Origin of the sequence: Streptomyces olivaceus, assembly GCF_000721235.1 — a bacterium.
Lineage (GTDB): Bacteria > Actinomycetota > Actinomycetes > Streptomycetales > Streptomycetaceae > Streptomyces > Streptomyces olivaceus.
Genome location: NZ_JOFH01000003.1, coordinates 44418 through 62100 on the forward strand (window position 1 = coordinate 44418; position 17683 = coordinate 62100).

The 17683-nt window shown below is 72.5% G+C and carries 18 protein-coding genes and 1 pseudogene; 9 read left to right on the forward strand and 10 right to left on the reverse strand.

Going from position 1 to position 17683, the window contains the following annotated elements; genetic code table 11:
- The first annotated feature begins 41 nt into the window (after positions 1 to 41).
- On the forward strand, positions 42 to 1919 hold the full coding sequence (locus IG94_RS0104710) for a LamG-like jellyroll fold domain-containing protein (protein WP_031031465.1): 1878 nt from the start codon (positions 42 to 44) through the stop codon (positions 1917 to 1919).
- Positions 1920 to 1983: 64 nt separating this feature from the next.
- Here the strand turns inward: IG94_RS0104710 and IG94_RS0104715 are convergent, their stop codons facing one another.
- A complete protein-coding gene (locus tag IG94_RS0104715) occupies positions 1984 to 3420 on the reverse strand; it encodes an FAD-dependent monooxygenase (RefSeq protein ID WP_031031469.1) in 1437 nt (478 codons plus the stop codon).
- 80 nt (positions 3421 to 3500) lie between these two features.
- On the opposite strand from IG94_RS0104715, the gene IG94_RS0104720 reads away from it, so the two are divergent.
- From IG94_RS0104720 to IG94_RS43315, 3 genes and pseudogenes are all read left to right on the forward strand, one after another.
- Positions 3501 to 4136, forward strand: a complete 636-nt coding sequence (locus IG94_RS0104720; RefSeq protein ID WP_031031472.1) for a TetR/AcrR family transcriptional regulator C-terminal domain-containing protein — start codon at positions 3501 to 3503, stop codon at positions 4134 to 4136.
- Between the two features lie 86 nt (positions 4137 to 4222).
- A complete protein-coding gene (locus tag IG94_RS43075; RefSeq protein WP_211269651.1) occupies positions 4223 to 4375 on the forward strand; it encodes a hypothetical protein in 153 nt (50 codons plus the stop codon).
- Positions 4302 to 4512, forward strand: a pseudogene (locus IG94_RS43315) (cytochrome P450); the annotation flags it as partial. The gene IG94_RS43075 and the pseudogene IG94_RS43315, both read left to right, overlap by 74 nt.
- A gap of 44 nt (positions 4513 to 4556) precedes the next feature.
- Here IG94_RS43315 and IG94_RS0104730 read toward each other — a convergent pair.
- The 5 genes from IG94_RS0104730 to IG94_RS0104750 form a co-directional block, all read right to left on the reverse strand.
- Positions 4557 to 5822: a cytochrome P450 gene (locus IG94_RS0104730; protein ID WP_031031475.1), complete on the reverse strand. Its 1266-nt coding sequence runs from the start codon at positions 5820 to 5822 to the stop codon at positions 4557 to 4559.
- Positions 5819 to 6454, reverse strand: coding sequence for a GTP-binding protein (locus IG94_RS0104735; protein ID WP_031031477.1), 636 nt, complete (start codon positions 6452 to 6454; stop codon positions 5819 to 5821). Before IG94_RS0104735 ends, IG94_RS0104730 begins: the two co-directional genes overlap by 4 nt.
- Positions 6435 to 6794, reverse strand: coding sequence for a DUF742 domain-containing protein (locus IG94_RS0104740; RefSeq protein WP_031031481.1), 360 nt, complete (start codon positions 6792 to 6794; stop codon positions 6435 to 6437). Before IG94_RS0104740 ends, IG94_RS0104735 begins: the two co-directional genes overlap by 20 nt.
- Positions 6791 to 7210, reverse strand: coding sequence for a roadblock/LC7 domain-containing protein (locus IG94_RS0104745; RefSeq protein ID WP_052410553.1), 420 nt, complete (start codon positions 7208 to 7210; stop codon positions 6791 to 6793). The genes IG94_RS0104740 and IG94_RS0104745 overlap by 4 nt, the downstream gene beginning before the upstream one ends.
- Before the next feature lie 117 nt (positions 7211 to 7327).
- Positions 7328 to 9049, reverse strand: coding sequence for an ATP-binding protein (locus IG94_RS0104750; RefSeq protein WP_043482939.1), 1722 nt, complete (start codon positions 9047 to 9049; stop codon positions 7328 to 7330).
- 427 nt (positions 9050 to 9476) lie between these two features.
- Here IG94_RS0104750 and IG94_RS0104755 point away from each other — a divergent pair, with 427 nt between their 5' ends.
- Entirely contained in the window at positions 9477 to 10310 is an 834-nt protein-coding gene (locus IG94_RS0104755; protein ID WP_031031487.1) for a lysozyme, read from the forward strand.
- Between the two features lie 37 nt (positions 10311 to 10347).
- Here the strand turns inward: IG94_RS0104755 and IG94_RS0104760 are convergent, their stop codons facing one another.
- Together IG94_RS0104760 and IG94_RS0104765 are read right to left on the reverse strand one after the other, a co-directional pair.
- Entirely contained in the window at positions 10348 to 11070 is a 723-nt protein-coding gene (locus IG94_RS0104760) for an FAD binding domain-containing protein (protein WP_031031489.1), read from the reverse strand.
- A 185-nt stretch (positions 11071 to 11255) separates the two neighbouring features.
- Positions 11256 to 11993: a class I SAM-dependent methyltransferase gene (locus IG94_RS0104765; RefSeq protein ID WP_031031493.1), complete on the reverse strand. Its 738-nt coding sequence runs from the start codon at positions 11991 to 11993 to the stop codon at positions 11256 to 11258.
- Between the two features lie 109 nt (positions 11994 to 12102).
- Here IG94_RS0104765 and IG94_RS0104770 point away from each other — a divergent pair, with 109 nt between their 5' ends.
- Together IG94_RS0104770 and IG94_RS0104775 are read left to right on the forward strand one after the other, a co-directional pair.
- Positions 12103 to 12708, forward strand: coding sequence for a flavodoxin family protein (locus IG94_RS0104770; RefSeq protein WP_031031496.1), 606 nt, complete (start codon positions 12103 to 12105; stop codon positions 12706 to 12708).
- 135 nt (positions 12709 to 12843) lie between these two features.
- Complete coding sequence (locus IG94_RS0104775; protein ID WP_031031498.1) at positions 12844 to 13407, forward strand: Dps family protein; 564 nt, start codon at positions 12844 to 12846, stop codon at positions 13405 to 13407.
- Positions 13408 to 13437: 30 nt separating this feature from the next.
- On the opposite strand, the gene IG94_RS0104780 is transcribed toward IG94_RS0104775, so the two are convergent.
- A complete protein-coding gene (locus tag IG94_RS0104780; RefSeq protein ID WP_031031499.1) occupies positions 13438 to 13794 on the reverse strand; it encodes a PRC-barrel domain-containing protein in 357 nt (118 codons plus the stop codon).
- A 237-nt stretch (positions 13795 to 14031) separates the two neighbouring features.
- Between IG94_RS0104780 and IG94_RS0104785 the strand changes: the two genes are divergently transcribed.
- A complete protein-coding gene (locus IG94_RS0104785; protein WP_031031502.1) occupies positions 14032 to 14877 on the forward strand; it encodes an RNA polymerase sigma factor SigF in 846 nt (281 codons plus the stop codon).
- A gap of 90 nt (positions 14878 to 14967) precedes the next feature.
- Here IG94_RS0104785 and ku read toward each other — a convergent pair whose 3' ends face one another.
- The gene (gene ku / locus IG94_RS0104790; protein WP_052410554.1) at positions 14968 to 15993 is read right to left on the reverse strand and encodes a non-homologous end joining protein Ku; all 1026 of its coding nucleotides are present in this window, start codon (positions 15991 to 15993) and stop codon (positions 14968 to 14970) included.
- A gap of 107 nt (positions 15994 to 16100) precedes the next feature.
- On the opposite strand from ku, the gene IG94_RS43320 reads away from it, so the two are divergent.
- Positions 16101 to 17237, forward strand: a complete 1137-nt coding sequence (locus tag IG94_RS43320) for a tyrosine-type recombinase/integrase (RefSeq protein WP_157852213.1) — start codon at positions 16101 to 16103, stop codon at positions 17235 to 17237.
- Positions 17238 to 17683: the final 446 nt, after the last annotated feature.

A 17683-nucleotide genomic window follows, 5' to 3' on the forward strand; every position in this document is an offset into this window, starting at 1 on the left:
CCGTGGGCGCGCACGACGAACTGCGCGCTCCCGGAGGGCAGATGAGCACGGCGGAAGAACAGCACGGCCCCGGCAGACGTACGCTGCTGAGGGCGGCGGCGGCCGGCGGCGCCGTCACGGCGGCGGCCACGGCCACGGCCGCGACCGCGGTACCCGCACAGGCCGCTCAGGCGGCCGCCGGGCGGCGTTTCGACACCGGCAGTCCGCGTTTCGCACTGGCCGTGCTGCCGGACACCCAGTATCTCTTCGACGCCGACAGCGCGGACCCGGCACCGCTGCGGGAGACCTTCCGCCACCTCGTCGCGGACCGGTCCGGGGCCAACATCGCCTTCATGACCCATCTCGGCGACGTGACCGAGCACGGCACCGAGGACGAGATCCGGCGGGCCGCCCAGACTTTCCGCACGCTGCACGGAAAGGTGCCGTACAGCGTGCTGGCCGGCAACCACGACATCGCCTCCTCGACGGACGACCAGCGCGGCGACTCCGCCTACCTGCGCGAGTTCGGGCCCCGGCGCTACGCCTCGATACCCACCTTCAAGGGCGCCTCGCCCGACGGGTACAACAGCCACCACATCGTGCGCGCCGGGGGCCGCGACTGGCTGGTCCTCGCCCTGGACTGGCGGATCTCCGACAAGGGACTGACCTGGGCGCAAGGTGTGCTCGACGCCCACTCCGCCCTGCCCGCCGTCCTGACCACGCACGACCTCGCCCTCCCCGAGGGCGACGGTTCGGCACGGCTCTCCGAGCACGGGCAGCGCCTGTGGGACGGGCTGATCCGCGCCAACGACCAGATCTTCCTGGCGCTGGGCGGGCACTACTGGCCGCCGGGGCGGACGGTGCTCACCAACGACGCCGGCCACGACGTCCACGTCCACATCACCAACTACCAGGACCGCTACTACGGCGGTGCCGGCATGATCCGGACGTACGGCTTCGACCTCGCCCGCGGGGTGATCGACGTCGAGACGTTCGCACCGTGGTTCCTCTCCCGCGATCCGGCGCGGCGCACCGCGCTGGAGGCCGAGACGGTCGAACTGACCGGCGCCGCCGACCGGTTCAGCCTGAGCATCGACTTCGACGGGCGCTTCGCCGGCTTCGCCCCCGTCGTGCCGCCGAAGCCCCGGCCCGCCTCCGCCGTGCTGCCGCGCGGCACGCTCGCCTACTGGCGGTTCGACGCCTCCGGTATGAGGACCGTCCCGGACGGCGGCGCGGTCGCCGACGGTGCCGTCGTGCGCGATCTCTCCGGTCACGGCAACGACCTCACCGTCGCCCGGCTGCACGACAGCGGGTCCGAGGCGCTCACCTGGTCGGCGGAGCACCACCCGGGGCAGCCGGCCCACGCCAGCCTCCGCTTCGACGGCGGCACGACGCCGGACCGCGGAGCGATCCTGCGTACGGGCGCGCGAGCGCCGCTGAACAGCGAGAGGTTCCTGCGCGGGTACACCATCGAGACCTTCGTCAGGCTCCCCGAGCCGTTCGAGGGCGACCACAGCTGGATGGGCGTACTGAGCTGGGAGGGTCGCAACGGGGACGCGGGCAAGACCACCGGCTGGTCCCCGCTGGAGCCGACGTGCAGCCTCAACCTGTCACCGGAGCGGTTCCTCCAGTTCGTCGTCTACCCCCACCGGCAGGACGCGGACCCCACCTCGTGGAGCCACGCCGTGCCGGTGGGGCGCTGGATGCACCTCGCGGTCGTCAACGACGGGCGCCGCACCGTCATGTACGTGGACGGCTCGAGGATCGCCCGCAACCCCGCCCAGCCGTCGACCGGCATCGCCACGCTCGGCAAGCCCTTCGTCCTGGGCGCCACCCAGTTCGACGAGGCCTTCGGGCAGGGCTTCTACGGCTGGATCGGCGACACCCGCATCGTCGGCCGGGCGCTGCGGCCGGAGGACTTCCTCACCCCCTTCGGCTGAGCGGACCGGCCCCGGTGAGCGGACCGGCCCCGGGCGGACGGACCGGCCCCGGGCGGGCGCGGGTTCAGGCGACGTGGCCGTCGGGGCGTATCAGCACCCTGCGCACCTCGCTCCACCGCGCTCCCGCCGCCACCGGACGCACGGTGTGCCGGCGGGTGCCGTGCGGCAGGGGGCGCCCCGCCGGCACCGCGTCGGCGCCTCGGTGCCCGTCGAGTTCGAGCAGCAGGTGCCTGCCGTCCCGCAGCAGCGGGAAGAGCCGGGTGCCGTCCGCGAAGGCCAGGTCCGGCGCGCGGGTGCCGGTCAGCGGGTGGGCGGCGGGGCCGGCCGGCGGGTGGCGGACGTCCAGGGCGGCGAGCCGCTCGGCCAGTGCCCGGGAGAACTCGGGGACGGTGTCGATGAGTTCGGACAGCACTCCGCGCAGCGCCTGGCCCTCGGGCGAGTAGCCGGTCATGAGGGCCGTCTGCGCCCGGGTCGACGCGAGGAGGGCGGCGCCGACGGGGTGCCGTTCGGCGTGGTAGGTGTCCAGCAGTCCCCCGGGTGCCGTGCCGAGGACCGTCGCGGCCAGTTTCCAGCCGAGGTTGGTGGCGTCCTGGAAGCCGACGTTGAGGCCCACGCCGCCGGCGGGGAAGTGCATGTGCGCCGCGTCGCCCGCGAGCAGGACGCGGCCCTCGCGGTAGGCGGCGGCCTGCCGGGTGGCGTTGCCGAAGCGGGAGAGCCACCGGGGATCGCGCATGCCGAAGTCGTCGCCCACGATACGGCGGGTCCGCTCGCGCACCTCCTCAAGGGTCGGCTCGCCCGGGTGGCCGGCGCACCGGTCCTCGGGCGCGTGCCCCACGAACCGGGTGACCCCGCCGGGCATGGGCACCGCCATGAGTCCGCCGTGCGGCCCCGAGGCGCTGAGCGGCAGGACGGGCGGCCGCTCCAGGACGACGTCCCCGAGCCAGCCCCACACGGTCGCGTCCGTGCCGGGGAAGTCGATGCCGGCCGCGCGGCGGACCACGCTGCGGGTGCCGTCGCAGCCCACGACGTGGCGTGCCCGCAGCACGTACGGCCCCTCGGGCCCCTCCGCCTCGATCCGTACCGCCTCCGGCTCCTGCTCCAGACCCGTGACCCGGTGGCCGCGCAGGATGCGGGCGCCCCGCGACCGTGCGTGCTCTTCGAGCAGGGCCTCGGTGCGCGCCTGCGGCAGGAAGAGGGTGAACGGGTAGGGCGTGTCGAGGACCCGGAAGTCCATCCGCGACTCCAGGGAGCCGAAGTGTCCCGTGGGGACCTGCGTGCCCTCGCTCAGAAAGGTGTCCGCGAGGCCGCGCATGCCCAGGATCTCCAGGGTCCGGGGATGGAGGGTCAGCGCCTTGGAGTGCGCGTCGCGCTCCGTACGCGCCTCCAGCACGGTCACCGGGACGCCCTGCAACCTCAGTTCCGCCGCGAGCCACAGCCCGGTGGGACCGGCCCCGACCACGACCACCTCTTCGGTCCCGCCCGCGCTTTCCGTCTCACTCATGACGCACCTCTCCCGCCTCTTCCGGCCGCCTCCGACTTATTGGTCAGCGACCAATGGCCTGTCCGCACTAAACTAGGTCGGTGACCAAAAAGCAAACGGATCCCGCGCCCCGCCCCCGGCTGACCCCGGCCGCCGTGGTGGCCGAGGCCCTGCGGCTGCTCGACGAGTCGGGGCTCGACGCCGTCACGACGCGTGCGGTGGCCGACCGGATCGGCGTCCGGATGAACACGGTGCTGTGGCACGTCAAGACCAAGACACGGCTGCTCGAACTCATGGCGGACGCCGTCGCCGGCACGATCGGCTACGCGGAACTGCCCGGGGACGCGGGCGAACGCGCCCGTGAACTGATGCGCCGCTACCGCCGCTCCCTGCTCGCCCACCGCGACGGCGCCGCCCTGGTGGCCGGCACCTACGCCCCCGACCCGCACACCCTGCGCTTCGCCGACACCCTCGTCGGCGCCCTCACCGACCACCACGACACCCCGGAGACGGCCGCCTGGACCGCGTACGCCCTGGTCTACTTCGCCCTGGGCCTCACCCAGGAGGAGCAGGCCGCGGACCTGGCCGACGCCCACCGACTGCGCGAGGCGGTCGCTAACGGGCCGTACCCCGCGCTCGCCGCCGCCCTGCCCGCCCTGACCGGGGACGACTTCGAGGCCCGCTTCGAGGACGGCGTCGACCGCATCCTCGGGAGCGGCGGGCACCGGCCGGGATAGCCGCACCGGCGGTCTGTCGGGGGCTCGGTGTCGTCCGCGCCCCGGTCGCCCCGACCTTCCGCGGGGCCGAACTGCAGGACCACTTCATGCCGGTGATCGAGCACGACTCCCGCGAGCCGATCGACGCGTTCCGGCACACCGGCCGCGCCGACCTGGTCGCCGACTACGCGACCCGCTCTGAGCGGCGGCACCATACCCGCCGGCGCCACCGTCACCTGCCTCATGGGCGCGGCCAATAGGGACGGGAGCCGCTACCGCGCCCCGGACCGGTTCGACATCCTCCGTGCCGACCTCACCACGACGACCGCGTTCTCCGCCGCCGCCGGCCTTCGCGCTGGGCCGGCACTTCTGTGTCGGGGCGCTGCCGGCGAAGGCCCGGTGCGGTTCACGCCCGCGGACTGAGCGGCACCGCCCGGCGCGTCAGACCACGACGGGGGTGAACACGGCGGGCAGGGCGGTCAGTCCGCGCATCCAGATCGACGGGCGCCAGGTCAGCTCGTCGGGATCGACCGCGAGGACGAGGTCGGGGAGGCGTTCCAGCAGGGTCTCGACCGCGGTGCGGGCCATGACGTCGGCGAGCAGCGGGGCGGGGTAGGGGCACCGGTGCTCGCCGTTGCTGAAGGACAGGTGCGCCGAGTTCTCGGCTCCGACGTGTGCCTCGGGCCAGAGCTGCGGGTCGGTGTTGGCCGCGGCGAGTCCGAGGACGACGCAGTCCCCGGCGCGGATGTACCGGCCGCCGAGCTGGGTGTCGTTGACGGCCCAGCGGCCGATGAAGTTCTGCGTCGGCGTGTCCAGCCACAGCACCTCGTTGAGTGCCTCTCCCACACTGAGCCGGCCGCCGGAGACGTTGAGGGCGAAGCGCTCGTCGGTGAGCAGCAGCCGCAGCGTGTTGCCGATCCAGTTGGCCGTGGGCTGCTGGGCCGCGGCGATGACCGAGATCAGGTCCTGCACGACCTGCTCGTCGGTGAGTCCCGCCGGGTGGGTCAGCATCCGGGAGGTGATGTCGGGGCCGGGCCGCTCGCGCTTGTCGCGGACCAGCCGGTGGATGCGCTCGCCCACCCGCGCGTACGCCGCCACCGGGTCGTCGCCCTCCGCGGCGTCGAGGGAGATGCGCAGGTCCTCGACGAGCTGCCGGGTCTCGGCGCCGCCGTGCGGCATCCCGCACATGCGCACCACCGCGAGCATGGGCAGGGCGTGCGCGTAGCCGCTCATCAGCTCGGCACGGCCACTGCCTCCGAAGGCCGCGATGAGTCCGTCCGCGAGGTGCCGGCAGTCCCGGGCCAGTTCGAACTGGTCGACGCCGCCGAGCGCCTCGGTGATCACACCGGCCCGCCGCCGGTGTTCGGCGCCCTCGGTGAACAGCACCGACGGCTGGTGGCCGACGTAGGGCATGAGCGGCCAGTCGGGCGGGATGCGGCCCCACTGGTTCCAGCGGCGCGAGTCCCGTGCGAACAGCTCGTCGTGGCTGGTCACGTAGCTGACCTCGGGGTAGCCGAGGACCAGCCAGGCGGGGACGCCGCCGTCCAGGAGTACGGGCGCCACGGAGCCGTGTTCGCCGCGCAGTCCGCGGTACAGCTCGGAGGGCGTCTGCTGGTACTCAAGACCGGCCAGCGGCACGGAGTCGGGGTGGGCGGCGGGGCAGCCCTGCGCCGCGGCGGGGCGGGGTGCGGGGTCGATGTCGGTCACGGTGTGCTCTCCTGGGCCAGGGCCAGTTGGTAGAGGTGGTCCACGAGGGTGACCAGCACGTGCTTGCCCGACGTCCGCACCCGCGCGTCGCAGTCGATCAGGGGAACGTGCTCGGGCAGCGCGAGGGCGAGCCGGATCTCGTCCAGGGAGTGCCTGGCGGTGTCGTCGTCGAAGCGGTTGACGGCCACCACGAACGGGGTGCGGTGGTGTTCCAGCCGGTCTATCGCGTACCAGGAGTCGTCCATGCGCCGGGTGTCGACGAGGACGACCGCGCCCAGGGTGCCGGAGAACAGCCGGTCCCACAGGAACCAGAAGCGTTCCTGGCCGGGCGCGCCGAACAGGTACAGCACCAGGCGGTCGTTGAGGCTGATCCGGCCGAAGTCGAAGGCCACGGTGGTGGTGGTCTTCCCCCGCACCCCGTCCGTCTCGTCGACGCCGACACCGGCCTGGGTCATGACCTCCTCCGTGTTGAGCGGCCGGATCTCGCTGACGGAGCGGACGAGGGTGGTCTTGCCGACGCCGAACCCGCCCACGACGACGATCTTCAGCCCGGTCTCCGCGGCGTCGGTGAGCGGCTTGCGACCGCGGGCGGCGGGCTCGGAGGCCGGTGTGTCAGAGGTTGCGGAGCCCATGGAGCACCTCCTGCAGCAGGGCGGTATCGGGGTGCGACGCGGCGGCGGACTGCGCGAGGCGCGGATGGCGGGCGGTGATCGTCCCGGTGGCGAGAAGGTCGCCGAGCAGGATGCGGATCACGGTGATGGGCAGCGCCAGCTCGGCCGCGATCTCCACCACGGCGGTCGGGTGGCGGCACAGTTCGAGGATGCGGACGTGTTCCGACTGCATGCCGGGCGATGGTTCGCACTCCGCGACCACCAGGGTCACGAGGTCGAACGAGTCGTCGGCGCGGCTGCGTCCGCCCGTGACCGTGTACAGCCGGTCGGGCGCGCCGGTGTCCACGGGCCTGCGCGTCACGACGGGCTGCTCCCGGGGGCGGCGTGGCGCGGTTCGGCCCGCAGGTGCTCGCCGATCTGCTCGACCATCTCGGTCATGTGGTGCCCGACCACGCCGGGGTCGGCGTCCTCCACCGCGACGACGGCCAGGTGCGCGCCCTGTCCCGCCTCCACGATGAACAGCAGTCCGCCGTGGAACTCGGTCATGGAGTGGCGCACGCCGCCGGTCCCGTTGCCGAACTCCACGGAGGCGCCCTGGGCGAGGGCCTGGATGCCGGAGCAGATGGCGGAGAGCTGGTCGGCCCGGTCGAGGGTGAGGTGCTCGGTCCAGCAGAGCTTGAGTCCGTCGCGGGACAGGACGAGGGCGTGGCGGGTGCCGGGGGTGTGGTCCAGGAGGTTCTGCAGGAGCCAGGTGAGGCTGTTGTCGGTGGTCTGCATGGTGGGTGAGGGGACGGTGGTTGCTGGTGCTGGGGTCACCGGCCCGTTCCTCCAATCTCACGAACTCGGGGGCGAGGGGGCGCCGATACGCGCCGTGCGGTGGGGGGCGCGCGGCGGCTATCCCGGGCCGGGCGGCCCGGCCGCCGGTGCCCCGCCGTTCGCCCCGGACCTGCGCCCGCGGTGGAAGGCGCCGAAGCTGGAGCCCGCGTCGCGGGACGCGGTCGCCGCCGGGTCGGCCGACTGGCGCGGCTGGTCGCCGCGTTCACGTTCGGCATCGGCCATCGTGCGGCCCGGCGAGCGCACCGGGAGGCCGCCCGCGGTGGCGGACGCCCGGCGGGGCCGTACCACCGGTTCGGTCGGCTCGGGCGGCGGGGCGGGGGGCCGGACGTCCGGGACGCGCCGCGCGAGGGCCGGCGCCTCGGCGGCGGGGGCCGGGCCGGGGACGGGGACGGCGCCGCCGAACGTGCGGCCGGCCGGGGCGGGCCCCGTGTCGCGCTGCTGGGCGAGCAGCTGCGGCGGTACGAGGACGACGACGCCCGTACCGCCCCGCGAGGAGGGGCGGTAGCTCACGCCGACGCCGTACTTGGCGGCGAGCCGCCCGACGACGGCGAGGCCGAGCCGGGTGCCCTGGAGGGAGGCGAGGTCGGTGGTGCGTCCGGAGACGGCCTCTTCGGCGTGGCGCATGGCCGCGTCGGCCATCTTCAGGCCGCTGTCCTCGATGGTGACGACGATCCCGGCGGTACGTTCCTCCACGTAGACGTGGACCTCGTCGATGGGCGGCGAGAAGTTGGCCGCGTTGTCCATCAGCTCGGCGAGCAGGTGCATGACGCCCTCGGCCGCGTACCCGGAGATCGCGGCGCCGGTGGCGCAGTGCATCCGGACCCGCTGGTAGGCGGCGATGCGGCCGACGGCGCCGCGCAGGATGCTCTCCATCACGATCGGCCTGTTCCAGGCCCGGCTGGAGCGGCCGCCCATCAGGAGGGCGAGGCGGTCGGTGATGAGGCCGAGCTGCGAGGTGCTGTGGTCGAGCCGCAGCAGGTCGCCGAGGAACTCCTCGCCGTGACGATCCTGCATCTCCCTGAGGTCGGCGAGCATGCTGACGGCCTTGGCCTGGACGCGGCTGAGGGACTTGGCCGCGGCGGACTCGGCGGCGGCGGTGCGCCGCTCGCTGTGGGCCAGTTCGCGCACGAAGAGCTCGGCGCAGGCCCGGGCCTGCGGTCCCCGGGGCCAGTCCAGTTCGGCGAGGGCGATCTCCGCCGAGGTGCCCTCGCGCAGTTTCAGGACGGTGGCGGGCAGGGTGCTGCCGGTGAGGTGTTCGAGCTCGGCGGTGTTCCGGCGCGTCTCGCGCAGTGCCTCCCGGTGTCCCGCCTCGGCGTCCGCGGCGCGCCGTACGGCGTCCTCCATCAGGCCGGCGCAGCTCTGGAGGACCTGCCTGAGGTGCGGCCCGGAGCCGCCGGCGGTGTTCGCGACCGCCTCGTCCGCGCTCGTGCCGTCGCGCACCTGCTGGGCGACGGCGGGCAGTGCGACATTGACCAGGTGGACCAGGGCCGCGTTCTCCTGGGCGAGCCGGGCCTTGAGGGCGCCGGTCTCGGTCCTGCGGCCGGCCGCGGTGCGCCGGGCCCGGCCCACCAGGTGGGAGGCGAGGACGACGGTCACGGCGACGCAGACCCACGCCGTCATGGCGAGGGTCGCGGTCCAGCCCCGGGCCGCCTCGGGCGCCGCGGCCCAGGCGGCGGCGGCGCCGGCCGCGGCCGCGGGAAGCACGATCGCGGGGACGGCGGGCGTGGAGCGGGAAGCTTTCTGCGTCCGGGGCGGGGTGGGGGGTGCAGACACTGACATTCCGCGGTCCCTCGGGTCCTTGATGGCGGGGGTTCGTGAATACGGGGAAGGGCCGATCGGCATGCGTCGGCCGCGGGTCGGAGCAGTACCGCCGGACGCTCGTCGATCACTCCGGCGGGGGGTGTGTTTCATGCTAGTGAGCGTCACCGGCGCGCACGCCGGACCGACCGTGAACCCCACCGAGGAGCGAACTTCCACGGCATCCCGCCAATCGAACGCACCGATGTGATACAGGCGTTCTGGACGGGGCGGATGTGCCGTCGCAGTGCCCCGCCGCGGTGTCCGCCCCGCCGGCCGCGCGGAACGGGACGCCGGCGCCTTCGGGGAGGGGCCGGCGAGGGTCCGTGGCACCCGCCCGGACGAACGGGGACACCGTCTGGCCGAGCGTGAGGTGCGGCGGGGCGTGACAGCGGATCAGATGAGTGCCATGCGCAGACCCATAGCCGTGGCCCAGAGCCACTCACGCCTGCTCACGTCGGGCGCCCTCCTCGCCGCCCAGTCGCTCCTCCTCACCCTGCCCGCGCTCCCGGCCTCGGCCGACGACAGCGGGCCGGCCGTCCGCGGCTCCGCCCACATGGGCGCGGGCGTCCTCGCCCACGAGGGTGTCCAGGGCCGTCCCACCGGCACCCGGGTCGCCCAGACCGAGGGCGTGGACGTCTCCAGCCATCAGGGCAACGTCGCCTGGTCCACCCTGTGGAAGAGCGGGGTCAAGTGGGCCTACGTGAAGGCCACCGAGGGGACCTCCTACCGCAATCCGTACTTCGCCCAGCAGTACGGCGGTTCGTACGACGCCGGAATGATCCGGGGCGCCTACCACTTCGGCACCCCGGACACCGCCGGCGGCGCCGCCCAGGCCGACTACTTCGTCGACCACGGCGGCGCGTGGTCGAAGGACGGCAGGACGCTGCCGGGCGTCCTCGACATCGAGTACAACCCGTACGGCGCCACCTGCTACGGCCGGACGTCGAGTCAGATGGTGAGCTGGATCAGGGACTTCCTGAACCGGTACAAGCAGCGCACCGGGCGCCACGCCACCGTCTACACCTCCACCAACTGGTGGAAGCAGTGCACGGGGAACTACAGCGGCTTCGGTGCCAGCAACCCGCTGTGGGTCGCCCGGTACGCCTCGACCGTGGGTCCCCTGCCGGCCGGGTGGGGCTTCCACACCATGTGGCAGTACACCTCGACCGGGCCGACGGTCGGGGACCACGACAAGTTCAACGGGGCGGTGGACCGCGTCAAGGCCCTGGCCAACGGCTGACCCCGCACTCGCCCCCGCCCCCTCGCCTGCCGCCGGATCAGCGGCCGGCAAGGGGGCGCAGTATGTCGGCCACCTGCTCGCGCACCACGTCCAGGGCACCGGACGGCAGGGCGCCGACGTCCGTGCCCTCCAGCGCGCCGACGGCCTCGCCGGTGTCCCCGTCGCAGGCGACGGTCGCGTCGAGCACCTCGTAGCCGTCCCGGACCGCGACCCGCAGGTGGCGCCGGCCGTCGTCGTCGGCGTGCACGGCGGTGGCGACGACCAGGGGCGGCGGCCCGCCGGCCTCGGCGGGCTGCTTGCGGTAGCCGCTGGCGAGAGGGGTGCGCCAGCGCAGGCCGAGCAGCAGGTGGCGCTTGGCCACCACTTCGGCCAGATCGGTCCCGTAGGTCCCGTCGGGCCCGAGCACGGTGGCCCGGGCGTCCAGCACCAGGGCCGCGGGCAGCAGACAGCGCAGACTGCTGCCGACGATGTTGCCGCCGACCGTGGCCGTCCGGCGCACCGCCCCGGTCCCCACCGAGCCCGCCGCCCCGCGCAGTACCCCGGGCACGCGGTCGTCTATGCGGTGCAGCACCACGGCGGCACCCAGTGCCTCGGGTTCGAGGACGGTGGCCTCCGGGAGGTTGCGCAGGGACATGGCCAGCTCCGGGAAACCGTCGCGTTGCCAGGTGGCCCACACGAGCGTGGCCCCGCCGATGGGCACCGCTCCCTCCGCCAGGCACTGCTGTGCCTCGGACACGGACGTGGGCAGACGCAAGAGCATGCTGATCGACCTGCTTCCCGGCAGTCGGCGGTCGGACGGCGGTACGCCTCCCCCGCCGCGTGATCACGACCAGTGCGATTGTGCGCACCGCCAAGGGGGCGCGTACAGGGCTCACTCAATTCCGCTGTGCGCCCTTCGTGCGCCCGGTGCACGCCGTGCGGGGGCCGGTGCCGGACCGCCGCGGGTCAGTCGACGCGCCCGGGGCGCCGCGCGACGAAGACGAACTCCCGGCCCGCGCGGTCGGGGGCGTCGCGCACCTCGATCAGCTCGTACCCCTGGCCGGCCAGGTCCGCCTCGACCTCGGCGCGCTCGCGGAAGCGCAGCGTGGAGTCGGAGGTGAGGACCTCGCCGTCCGCGGCGAAGACGTAGGTCCACCGGAAGGTGACCAGCGGACCGCTCACGTCCAGCACCCGGCACCAGCTCTCGACCGCGCCGGTGCCGGGGACGTCCACGATCCGGTGCGTGTGCTCGCGGTCCCACTCCCGCCAGGCGCGCCGGGCCGGGTCCCGCGTCTCGAACACCAGGTGTCCGCCGGGCCGCAGCGCCTCGTAGGCACCGCTCAGCGTCCCCTGCCACGCACTCGGGCCGGTGACGGCCTGGGCCACGTTCGCCGTCATGGTCGCGAGGTCGACGTCGAGCGCGGGGAGCGTGGTCGCGTCGCCCTCGATCCAGCGCACCCGGTCGGCTCCCGGCTTGCCCCGGGCCACGTCGAGACTGGCCGCCGCGGGATCGACGCCGACGACCTCCGCGCCGCGCCCGGCGAGGAGCAGGGCGAAGACCCCGGTTCCGCAGCCGATGTCCAGGATCCGGCGGGCGCCGAGTTCCTCGGCCGTGCCGAGGTACGGGGCGAGATCGCCGCGGTCGGTGTCCAGCGCGTCGTAGATCCGGGCGAGCCGCGGCTCGCGGAAGCACTCGTCGGCCATGCGGCAGACGATAGCGGCGCCGCGGCCGCCACAGGACCGTCCGGGTGAACCTGCCCGCGCTTCGGCCCGTTCCCGGTCCAAGTGCGGCGGCCGGGGAACACGGCGGGGCATGCGCGCACTCGTCATCAACTGCACCCTCAAACCCTCCCCCGAGCCCTCCAACACCGAGGCCCTCGCCTCCACGGTCATCGCGGCCCTCAAGGGCCACGGCGCCGAGGTGGACGTCGTACGGGCCGTCGACCTGAACCTGAGGCCCGGGGTCGAGACCGACATGGGCGACGGCGACGACTGGCCGGCCGTGCACGAGAAGCTGCTGGCCTCCCAGATCCTCGTCATCGCCTCGCCCACCTGGCTCGGCCGTCCCTCCTCCGTCGCCCAGCGGGTCCTGGAACGCATGGACGCCATGCTGAGCGAGACCGACGACGAGGACCGCCCGGTCGCCTACAACCGCGTCGCGGGCGTGCTGGTCACCGGCAACGAGGACGGTGCCCACCACGTCATCAGCGAGATCAGCGGCGGACTCGCCGACATCGGCTACACCATCCCCGGCCAGGCCTGGACCTACTGGCACCTCGGCCCCGGGCCCGGTCCCGACTTCCTCGACGACGAACGCGGTCACGACTGGGCCCTCTCCACCGGCCGCGCCATGGCGTCCAACCTGGTGCACGCCGCCCGTGCCCTCGACGCGATGCCGTTGCCCGCGCCCCCGTCCTGACCTCGGCGGCGGCCGGCGGCCGAGGGGCCGCCGCGGCGGCCCCGGCAGCGACCGGGCATGTCTGACGACGCCGATACGGGGCATTCGTGCACGAGGCAACGGAGTACCAAGAGCAATGAGGAGCTGGAGTCCGCCATGACGCACGACCTGACCCCGAAGTACACGGTCCCCGGCATCGAGCGTGAGGCCGCCGGGCGGCTGATCGGTGTGCTGCGGCTGCGCCTGCACGCTCTCAACGATCTGCACCTGACCCTCAAGCACGTGCACTGGAACGTCGTGGGCCCGCACTTCATCGCGGTCCACGAGATGATCGACCCGCAGGTCGACCAGGTGCGCGACATGGCCGACGACGTCGCGGAGCGCATCGCCGCGCTCGGCGGGGTGGCCCAGGGCACGCCGGGGGCGCTGGTGGCCGAGCGGAAGTGGGACGACTACTCCATCGGCCGGGCCGACGCCATCGCCCACCTCGGTGCGCTCGACGTCGTGTACACCGGCGTGGTCGAGGGCATGCGCGCGGCGGTCGAAGAGGCCGGCAAGATCGACACCGCCACGGAGGACCTCCTGATCGGCCAGCTCAGGGATCTGGAGCAGTTCCAGTGGTTCGTGCGGGCTCATCTGGAGAGCGCCGGGGGCACCCTGGCGACGGGCGACGCCACGTCCGAGACGGAGGCGGCGGCCCGCGGCGCCGTCATCTCGTAGCCCGGTCGGCCCGGGTCTTCCGGGGGCCGTTCAGCGCCGGCCGAGCCGGCGTTCCCCGCGGCTGCCCGGCTCGTAGGGCAGGTGGTAGTGGGCGAAGACCGCGCCCTCGTCCTCGGCCGCGAGTTCCCCGTCCGGGTCGATCCCGGGCGCGTCCCTGACCAGGGACTTGTCGTACGTGACCTTCAGGTGCCCCGGGGCGACGGTGGCCTTGTCCACCGGAACGAACACGAGGCGCCGACGGGTCGGCAGGCCGGTGGTGACCGTCGCGAAGGCGGGTCGGTCGGTGAGCGTGTCGAAATAGATGGACTCCAGGGTTCCGATCTTGCGGCCGTCGTGGTCGACGACGTCGTGGCCGCGCCAGTCACGGATGTTTTCGGCTTCGAACATGGCCAGTCTTCCCTTCCGAGGACGCCTCCCTGCCTTGTTCCCCGTTCCCGTCCTGTTCCCCCGTTCCGCCCGGCTGTCCCCCGTTTGTCCCCTCACCGGCGTACCGCTTTCCGCACCCGTGACGGCCTCTTCACGATCCGCACCGATCCGGAAGGTGTGCGGAGCCTGACTGCGGGTAGGCGCCAGTCGTCGGCCGACAGGGTGACGATGACGGGGGCCGAACGATTGGGAGGGCACATCATGACGACGACCGCAGAGGCGACCGCACGCACCACCACGGACATGCCGCAGATCGCGGACCCGTCCAAGGTGGCGCCCAAGGACGCGCGGGAGTTGTCACGGCTGTTCTTCGAGCAGCTGACGGTGGTGGAGGAGGGCACTCCCGAGTACCAGTACGCCCGCAACACGCTGATCGAGATGAACATGTCCCTGGTCCGCTTCGCGGCCGGCCGGTTCCGCAGCCGCGGCCCGGAGGAGATGGAGGACATCGTCCAGGTCGGCATGATCGGCCTGATCAAGGCCATCGACCGGTTCGAGCTGACCCGCGAGGTTGAGTTCACCTCCTTCGCCGTGCCCTACATCGTCGGTGAGATCAAGCGGTTCTTCCGGGACACCTCGTGGGCCGTGCACGTCCCCCGGCGCCTCCAGGAGGCCCGCGTCCAGCTCGCCCGGGCCACCGAGGAGCTGCGCAGCCGGCTGGGCCGCAACCCCACCACCCAGGAGCTTTCGGAGCTGATGAGCCTCCCGGAGGACGAGGTCGTCGAGGCCCGGCTCGCGGCCAACGGCTACAACTCCGCCTCCCTGGACGCCGCCGTGGGCGGCAGCGAGGAAGGCGAGTCGGCGCTGGCGGACTTCATCGGTGTCGACGACGCCGCCCTGGAGCTCGTGGACGACTTCCACGCCCTGGCCCCGATGATCGCCGAACTGGACGAGCGCGACCGGCAGATCATCCACTGGAGGTTCGTCGAGGAGCTGACGCAGAAGGACATCGGCGAGCGCCTCGGCGTCTCGCAGATGCATGTGTCGCGGCTGATCTCGCGCCTGCTGAAGCGCCTGCGGGAGGGCATGCTCAGCACTGCCTGAGCTGATGGGACTGATACTGGGACTGAGAGGCCTCAGGCGGACTGCCCGCGCAGGATGGCCGGGCAAGCCGCCTGGGGCCTCTCAGGCGTGTCAGGCGGCGGTCGTCTTCTTCCGGGTGCCGCGGGTGCCGCCGCTGAGCGCGTCGACGAGTTGTGCGCGACTCATCCTCGAGCGGCCGGGGATCTCCCGCTCGGTGGCCCGCTCGTAGAGCTCGGACTTGCTCAGCTCCCGCAACTCGCTCCGACTCCGACCGGGCTCCCCGCCGCGGGAAGACGCCCCGCGGGAGGGAGCCGTTCCCTTCTTCCGCGACGCGTCGGCGCTGCCGCGCCCCGCGCTCGCCTTCTTCCGCGGCTTCTGGGCCCGCTCGCCGCCGCCGGTCCCCCGGGCCTGCTCCAGGCTGCCGCGCAGGACGTCCATGAGGTCGACGACGTTCGTGGCGCGCGGCGCCTCCTCGGCGACGGCCACCTCCGAGCCCTCGGCCTTGGCCCGGACCAGCTCGCGGACCTTCTCCTGGTAGGTGTCGCGGTAGCGGGCGGGGTCCCAGTCGCCGCTGAGCGCGTCGACCAGGCGCAGCGCCATGTCCAGTTCCTTGCCGCGCCCCGCCCGGCCGGACGACAGTTCGGGCAGCTCCCTCACCGGGTCGCGCACCTCGTCCGCCCAGTGCAGCGTCTGCAGCAGCAGGACCTTCTCCTCGGCACGCAGGGCGGTCAGGTACTGCCGGTTGCGCATGACGAAGGTGGCGACGCCCGCCTTGCCGGTCTCGGCGAGGGCGGTGCGCAGCAGCTCGTAGACCTTGAGGTACTCCTCGCCGCGCGGGGCGAGGTAGTAGGTGCGTCCGAAGTAGACCGGCTCGATCCGGTCCAGGTCGACGAAGTCGGTGATGTCCAGGGTGCGCGAGCGGCCCGGCGCGATCTCGTCGAGTTCGTCGGGCTCCACGACGACGTACTCGCCCTCACCGGTCTCGTAGCCCTTGACGATGTCGGCTGCTTCGACCTCCTTGCCGGTGCGTTCGTTGACGCGCCGGTTGCGGATGCGGTCCGAGGTGCCGCGCTGCAACTGGTGGAAGTGGACCGTGTGGTCCTCGGTCGCGGTGAACAGACCGACGGGCACCGTTATCTAGATCTGGTTCCCGGGTGTAAGGCACGTGAGGTCTGGTCTCATTCGTCTGTGTGGCTGATGGGTATCTGATAGGTCGCCGTGGTGTTTAGCGCGTTAGTCCGTACGTGATCTATCGAGCTGAGAAGGCTGAATTGCCAGGCTCCTCACGGGTGGCCTGGGTGGTCGTCGACGGGGACTTCCGGCTTCATCGCGAGGCGACCGCGTTCCTGGAGCAGGTACGGGGTCTGGGCCGGTCGGTGAACACTGAGCGGAACTACGCGAGCCGGGTGGCTCTGTATCTGACCTGGTGTGATGAGCGTGGGCTGCGGTGGTCGGCGCCGGGCTTCGAGAACTTGCTGAGGTTTCGGGAGTGGCTGGTGAGCGTCCCCCTACCGCCGCGAGGCCGCAGGGACCGGTCGGTGATCCGCTTCCGGCAGGATGGCAGTGCCAATGCGGTTCTGGGCACGATGACGCAGTTCCTGCTGTTCGGTGTCGGGCCGGGTTGGGTCTCCGAGCAGGTCGCCATGTCCTTGGCGAAGCCGAAGTTCCTGCGGTTCTTGCCGGATGGGGCCGCAGGCGAGGGCGGTGGCGCCAGGGTTGTCGCGGAGCGGACCTTGAAGTTCGCCACGACCGACCCGGGGATCGAGTACTTCACACCGGAGCAAGTCGAGTTGATGATCCGGATGGCTCGGAATGCCCGTGACTGCTTCCTGATCGTGCTGATGCGGGCCAGCGGCATGCGGATCGGCGAGACGCTGGGCATGCGGCGGGCCGATGTTCACTTCCTGGCGGACTCGCGCCAGCTGGGCTGCCACGTCGATGGCCCTCACGTTCATGTTCACCGGCGGCGGGACAACGCCAACAACGCGCTGGCGAAGTCCCGGAAATCCCGAACGATCCCGGTGACCGCAGATGTCGTCGGCTACTACCGGGACTATCAGTGGGAACGTGAGACGGTACCGGAGGCAGCCGACAGCGACATGGTGTTCGTGAATCTGTTCCGTGCGCCGCTGGGACGGGCGATGAGCTACCCAAACGCCAAGCAGCTCTTCGACCGCCTGGCAAAGTGGGCCCAGATCGTGGCTCGGCCCCACATGTTCCGTCACACCGCGGCGACTGAGTGGATCAGGGCTGGGGTTCCCCGGGATGTGGTCCAGGAATTGCTCGGACACGAGTGGCCCGGGTCGCTCAAGCCCTATTTGCACACTACCGACCGGGAACGGCGCAAGGCCGTCGAGCGGGTCGCGGCAGGTGTCCGATGACGGCCACTCTCGTCCCGGCCGAGCGGACGGTCACGCCGATGGGCGTCGACTGGGTCGGCTGGCAGAACTGGCTTGGCGAGCACATCGATCCGGCCTGGCGGCCGGGCGAGTGGAATCAGGAGTTCTGGCTGTTCACGGGAGACCTGACCAGTCCCCGCACAGCGGCCGTGGGATGCAGAACCCCCCGTTGCCGGGCCATCCTCTCTTCTCGGGGCCGCTGCCACACCTGCACCCGCGCCCAGGAAAGGAGCGGCCTGACCTGGGAGGAGTTCGAAGCACAGTTCGTTCCGTCGGCTCGGCCACGCGGCAGCGACCCGGCTCTTTGCGAGGTTGTCCGTGACTCGGTGAGATGCGGCAGGGTGGGGGTCGGCGCGAGGCTCTGCAAGGGTCACTACAACAAGTGGAAGCGCCATTGCCGCCGCCACGGCCGACGGCTCCCGATCGCT

Coding starts and splice junctions, on each gene's coding strand:
- IG94_RS0104710 (WP_031031465.1), top strand. CDS start 42: ATGAGCACGGCGGAAGAACAGCACGGCCCCGGCAGACGTACGCTGCTG.
- IG94_RS0104715 (WP_031031469.1), bottom strand. CDS start 3,420: ATGAGTGAGACGGAAAGCGCGGGCGGGACCGAAGAGGTGGTCGTGGTC.
- IG94_RS43075 (WP_211269651.1), top strand. CDS start 4,223: ATGCCGGTGATCGAGCACGACTCCCGCGAGCCGATCGACGCGTTCCGG.
- IG94_RS0104735 (WP_031031477.1), bottom strand. CDS start 6,454: ATGGGCTCCGCAACCTCTGACACACCGGCCTCCGAGCCCGCCGCCCGC.
- IG94_RS0104745 (WP_052410553.1), bottom strand. CDS start 7,210: ATGCAGACCACCGACAACAGCCTCACCTGGCTCCTGCAGAACCTCCTG.
- IG94_RS0104750 (WP_043482939.1), bottom strand. CDS start 9,049: ATGTCAGTGTCTGCACCCCCCACCCCGCCCCGGACGCAGAAAGCTTCC.
- IG94_RS0104755 (WP_031031487.1), top strand. CDS start 9,477: ATGCGCAGACCCATAGCCGTGGCCCAGAGCCACTCACGCCTGCTCACG.
- IG94_RS0104760 (WP_031031489.1), bottom strand. CDS start 11,070: ATGCTCTTGCGTCTGCCCACGTCCGTGTCCGAGGCACAGCAGTGCCTG.
- IG94_RS0104765 (WP_031031493.1), bottom strand. CDS start 11,993: ATGGCCGACGAGTGCTTCCGCGAGCCGCGGCTCGCCCGGATCTACGAC.
- IG94_RS0104770 (WP_031031496.1), top strand. CDS start 12,103: ATGCGCGCACTCGTCATCAACTGCACCCTCAAACCCTCCCCCGAGCCC.
- IG94_RS0104775 (WP_031031498.1), top strand. CDS start 12,844: ATGACGCACGACCTGACCCCGAAGTACACGGTCCCCGGCATCGAGCGT.
- IG94_RS0104780 (WP_031031499.1), bottom strand. CDS start 13,794: ATGTTCGAAGCCGAAAACATCCGTGACTGGCGCGGCCACGACGTCGTC.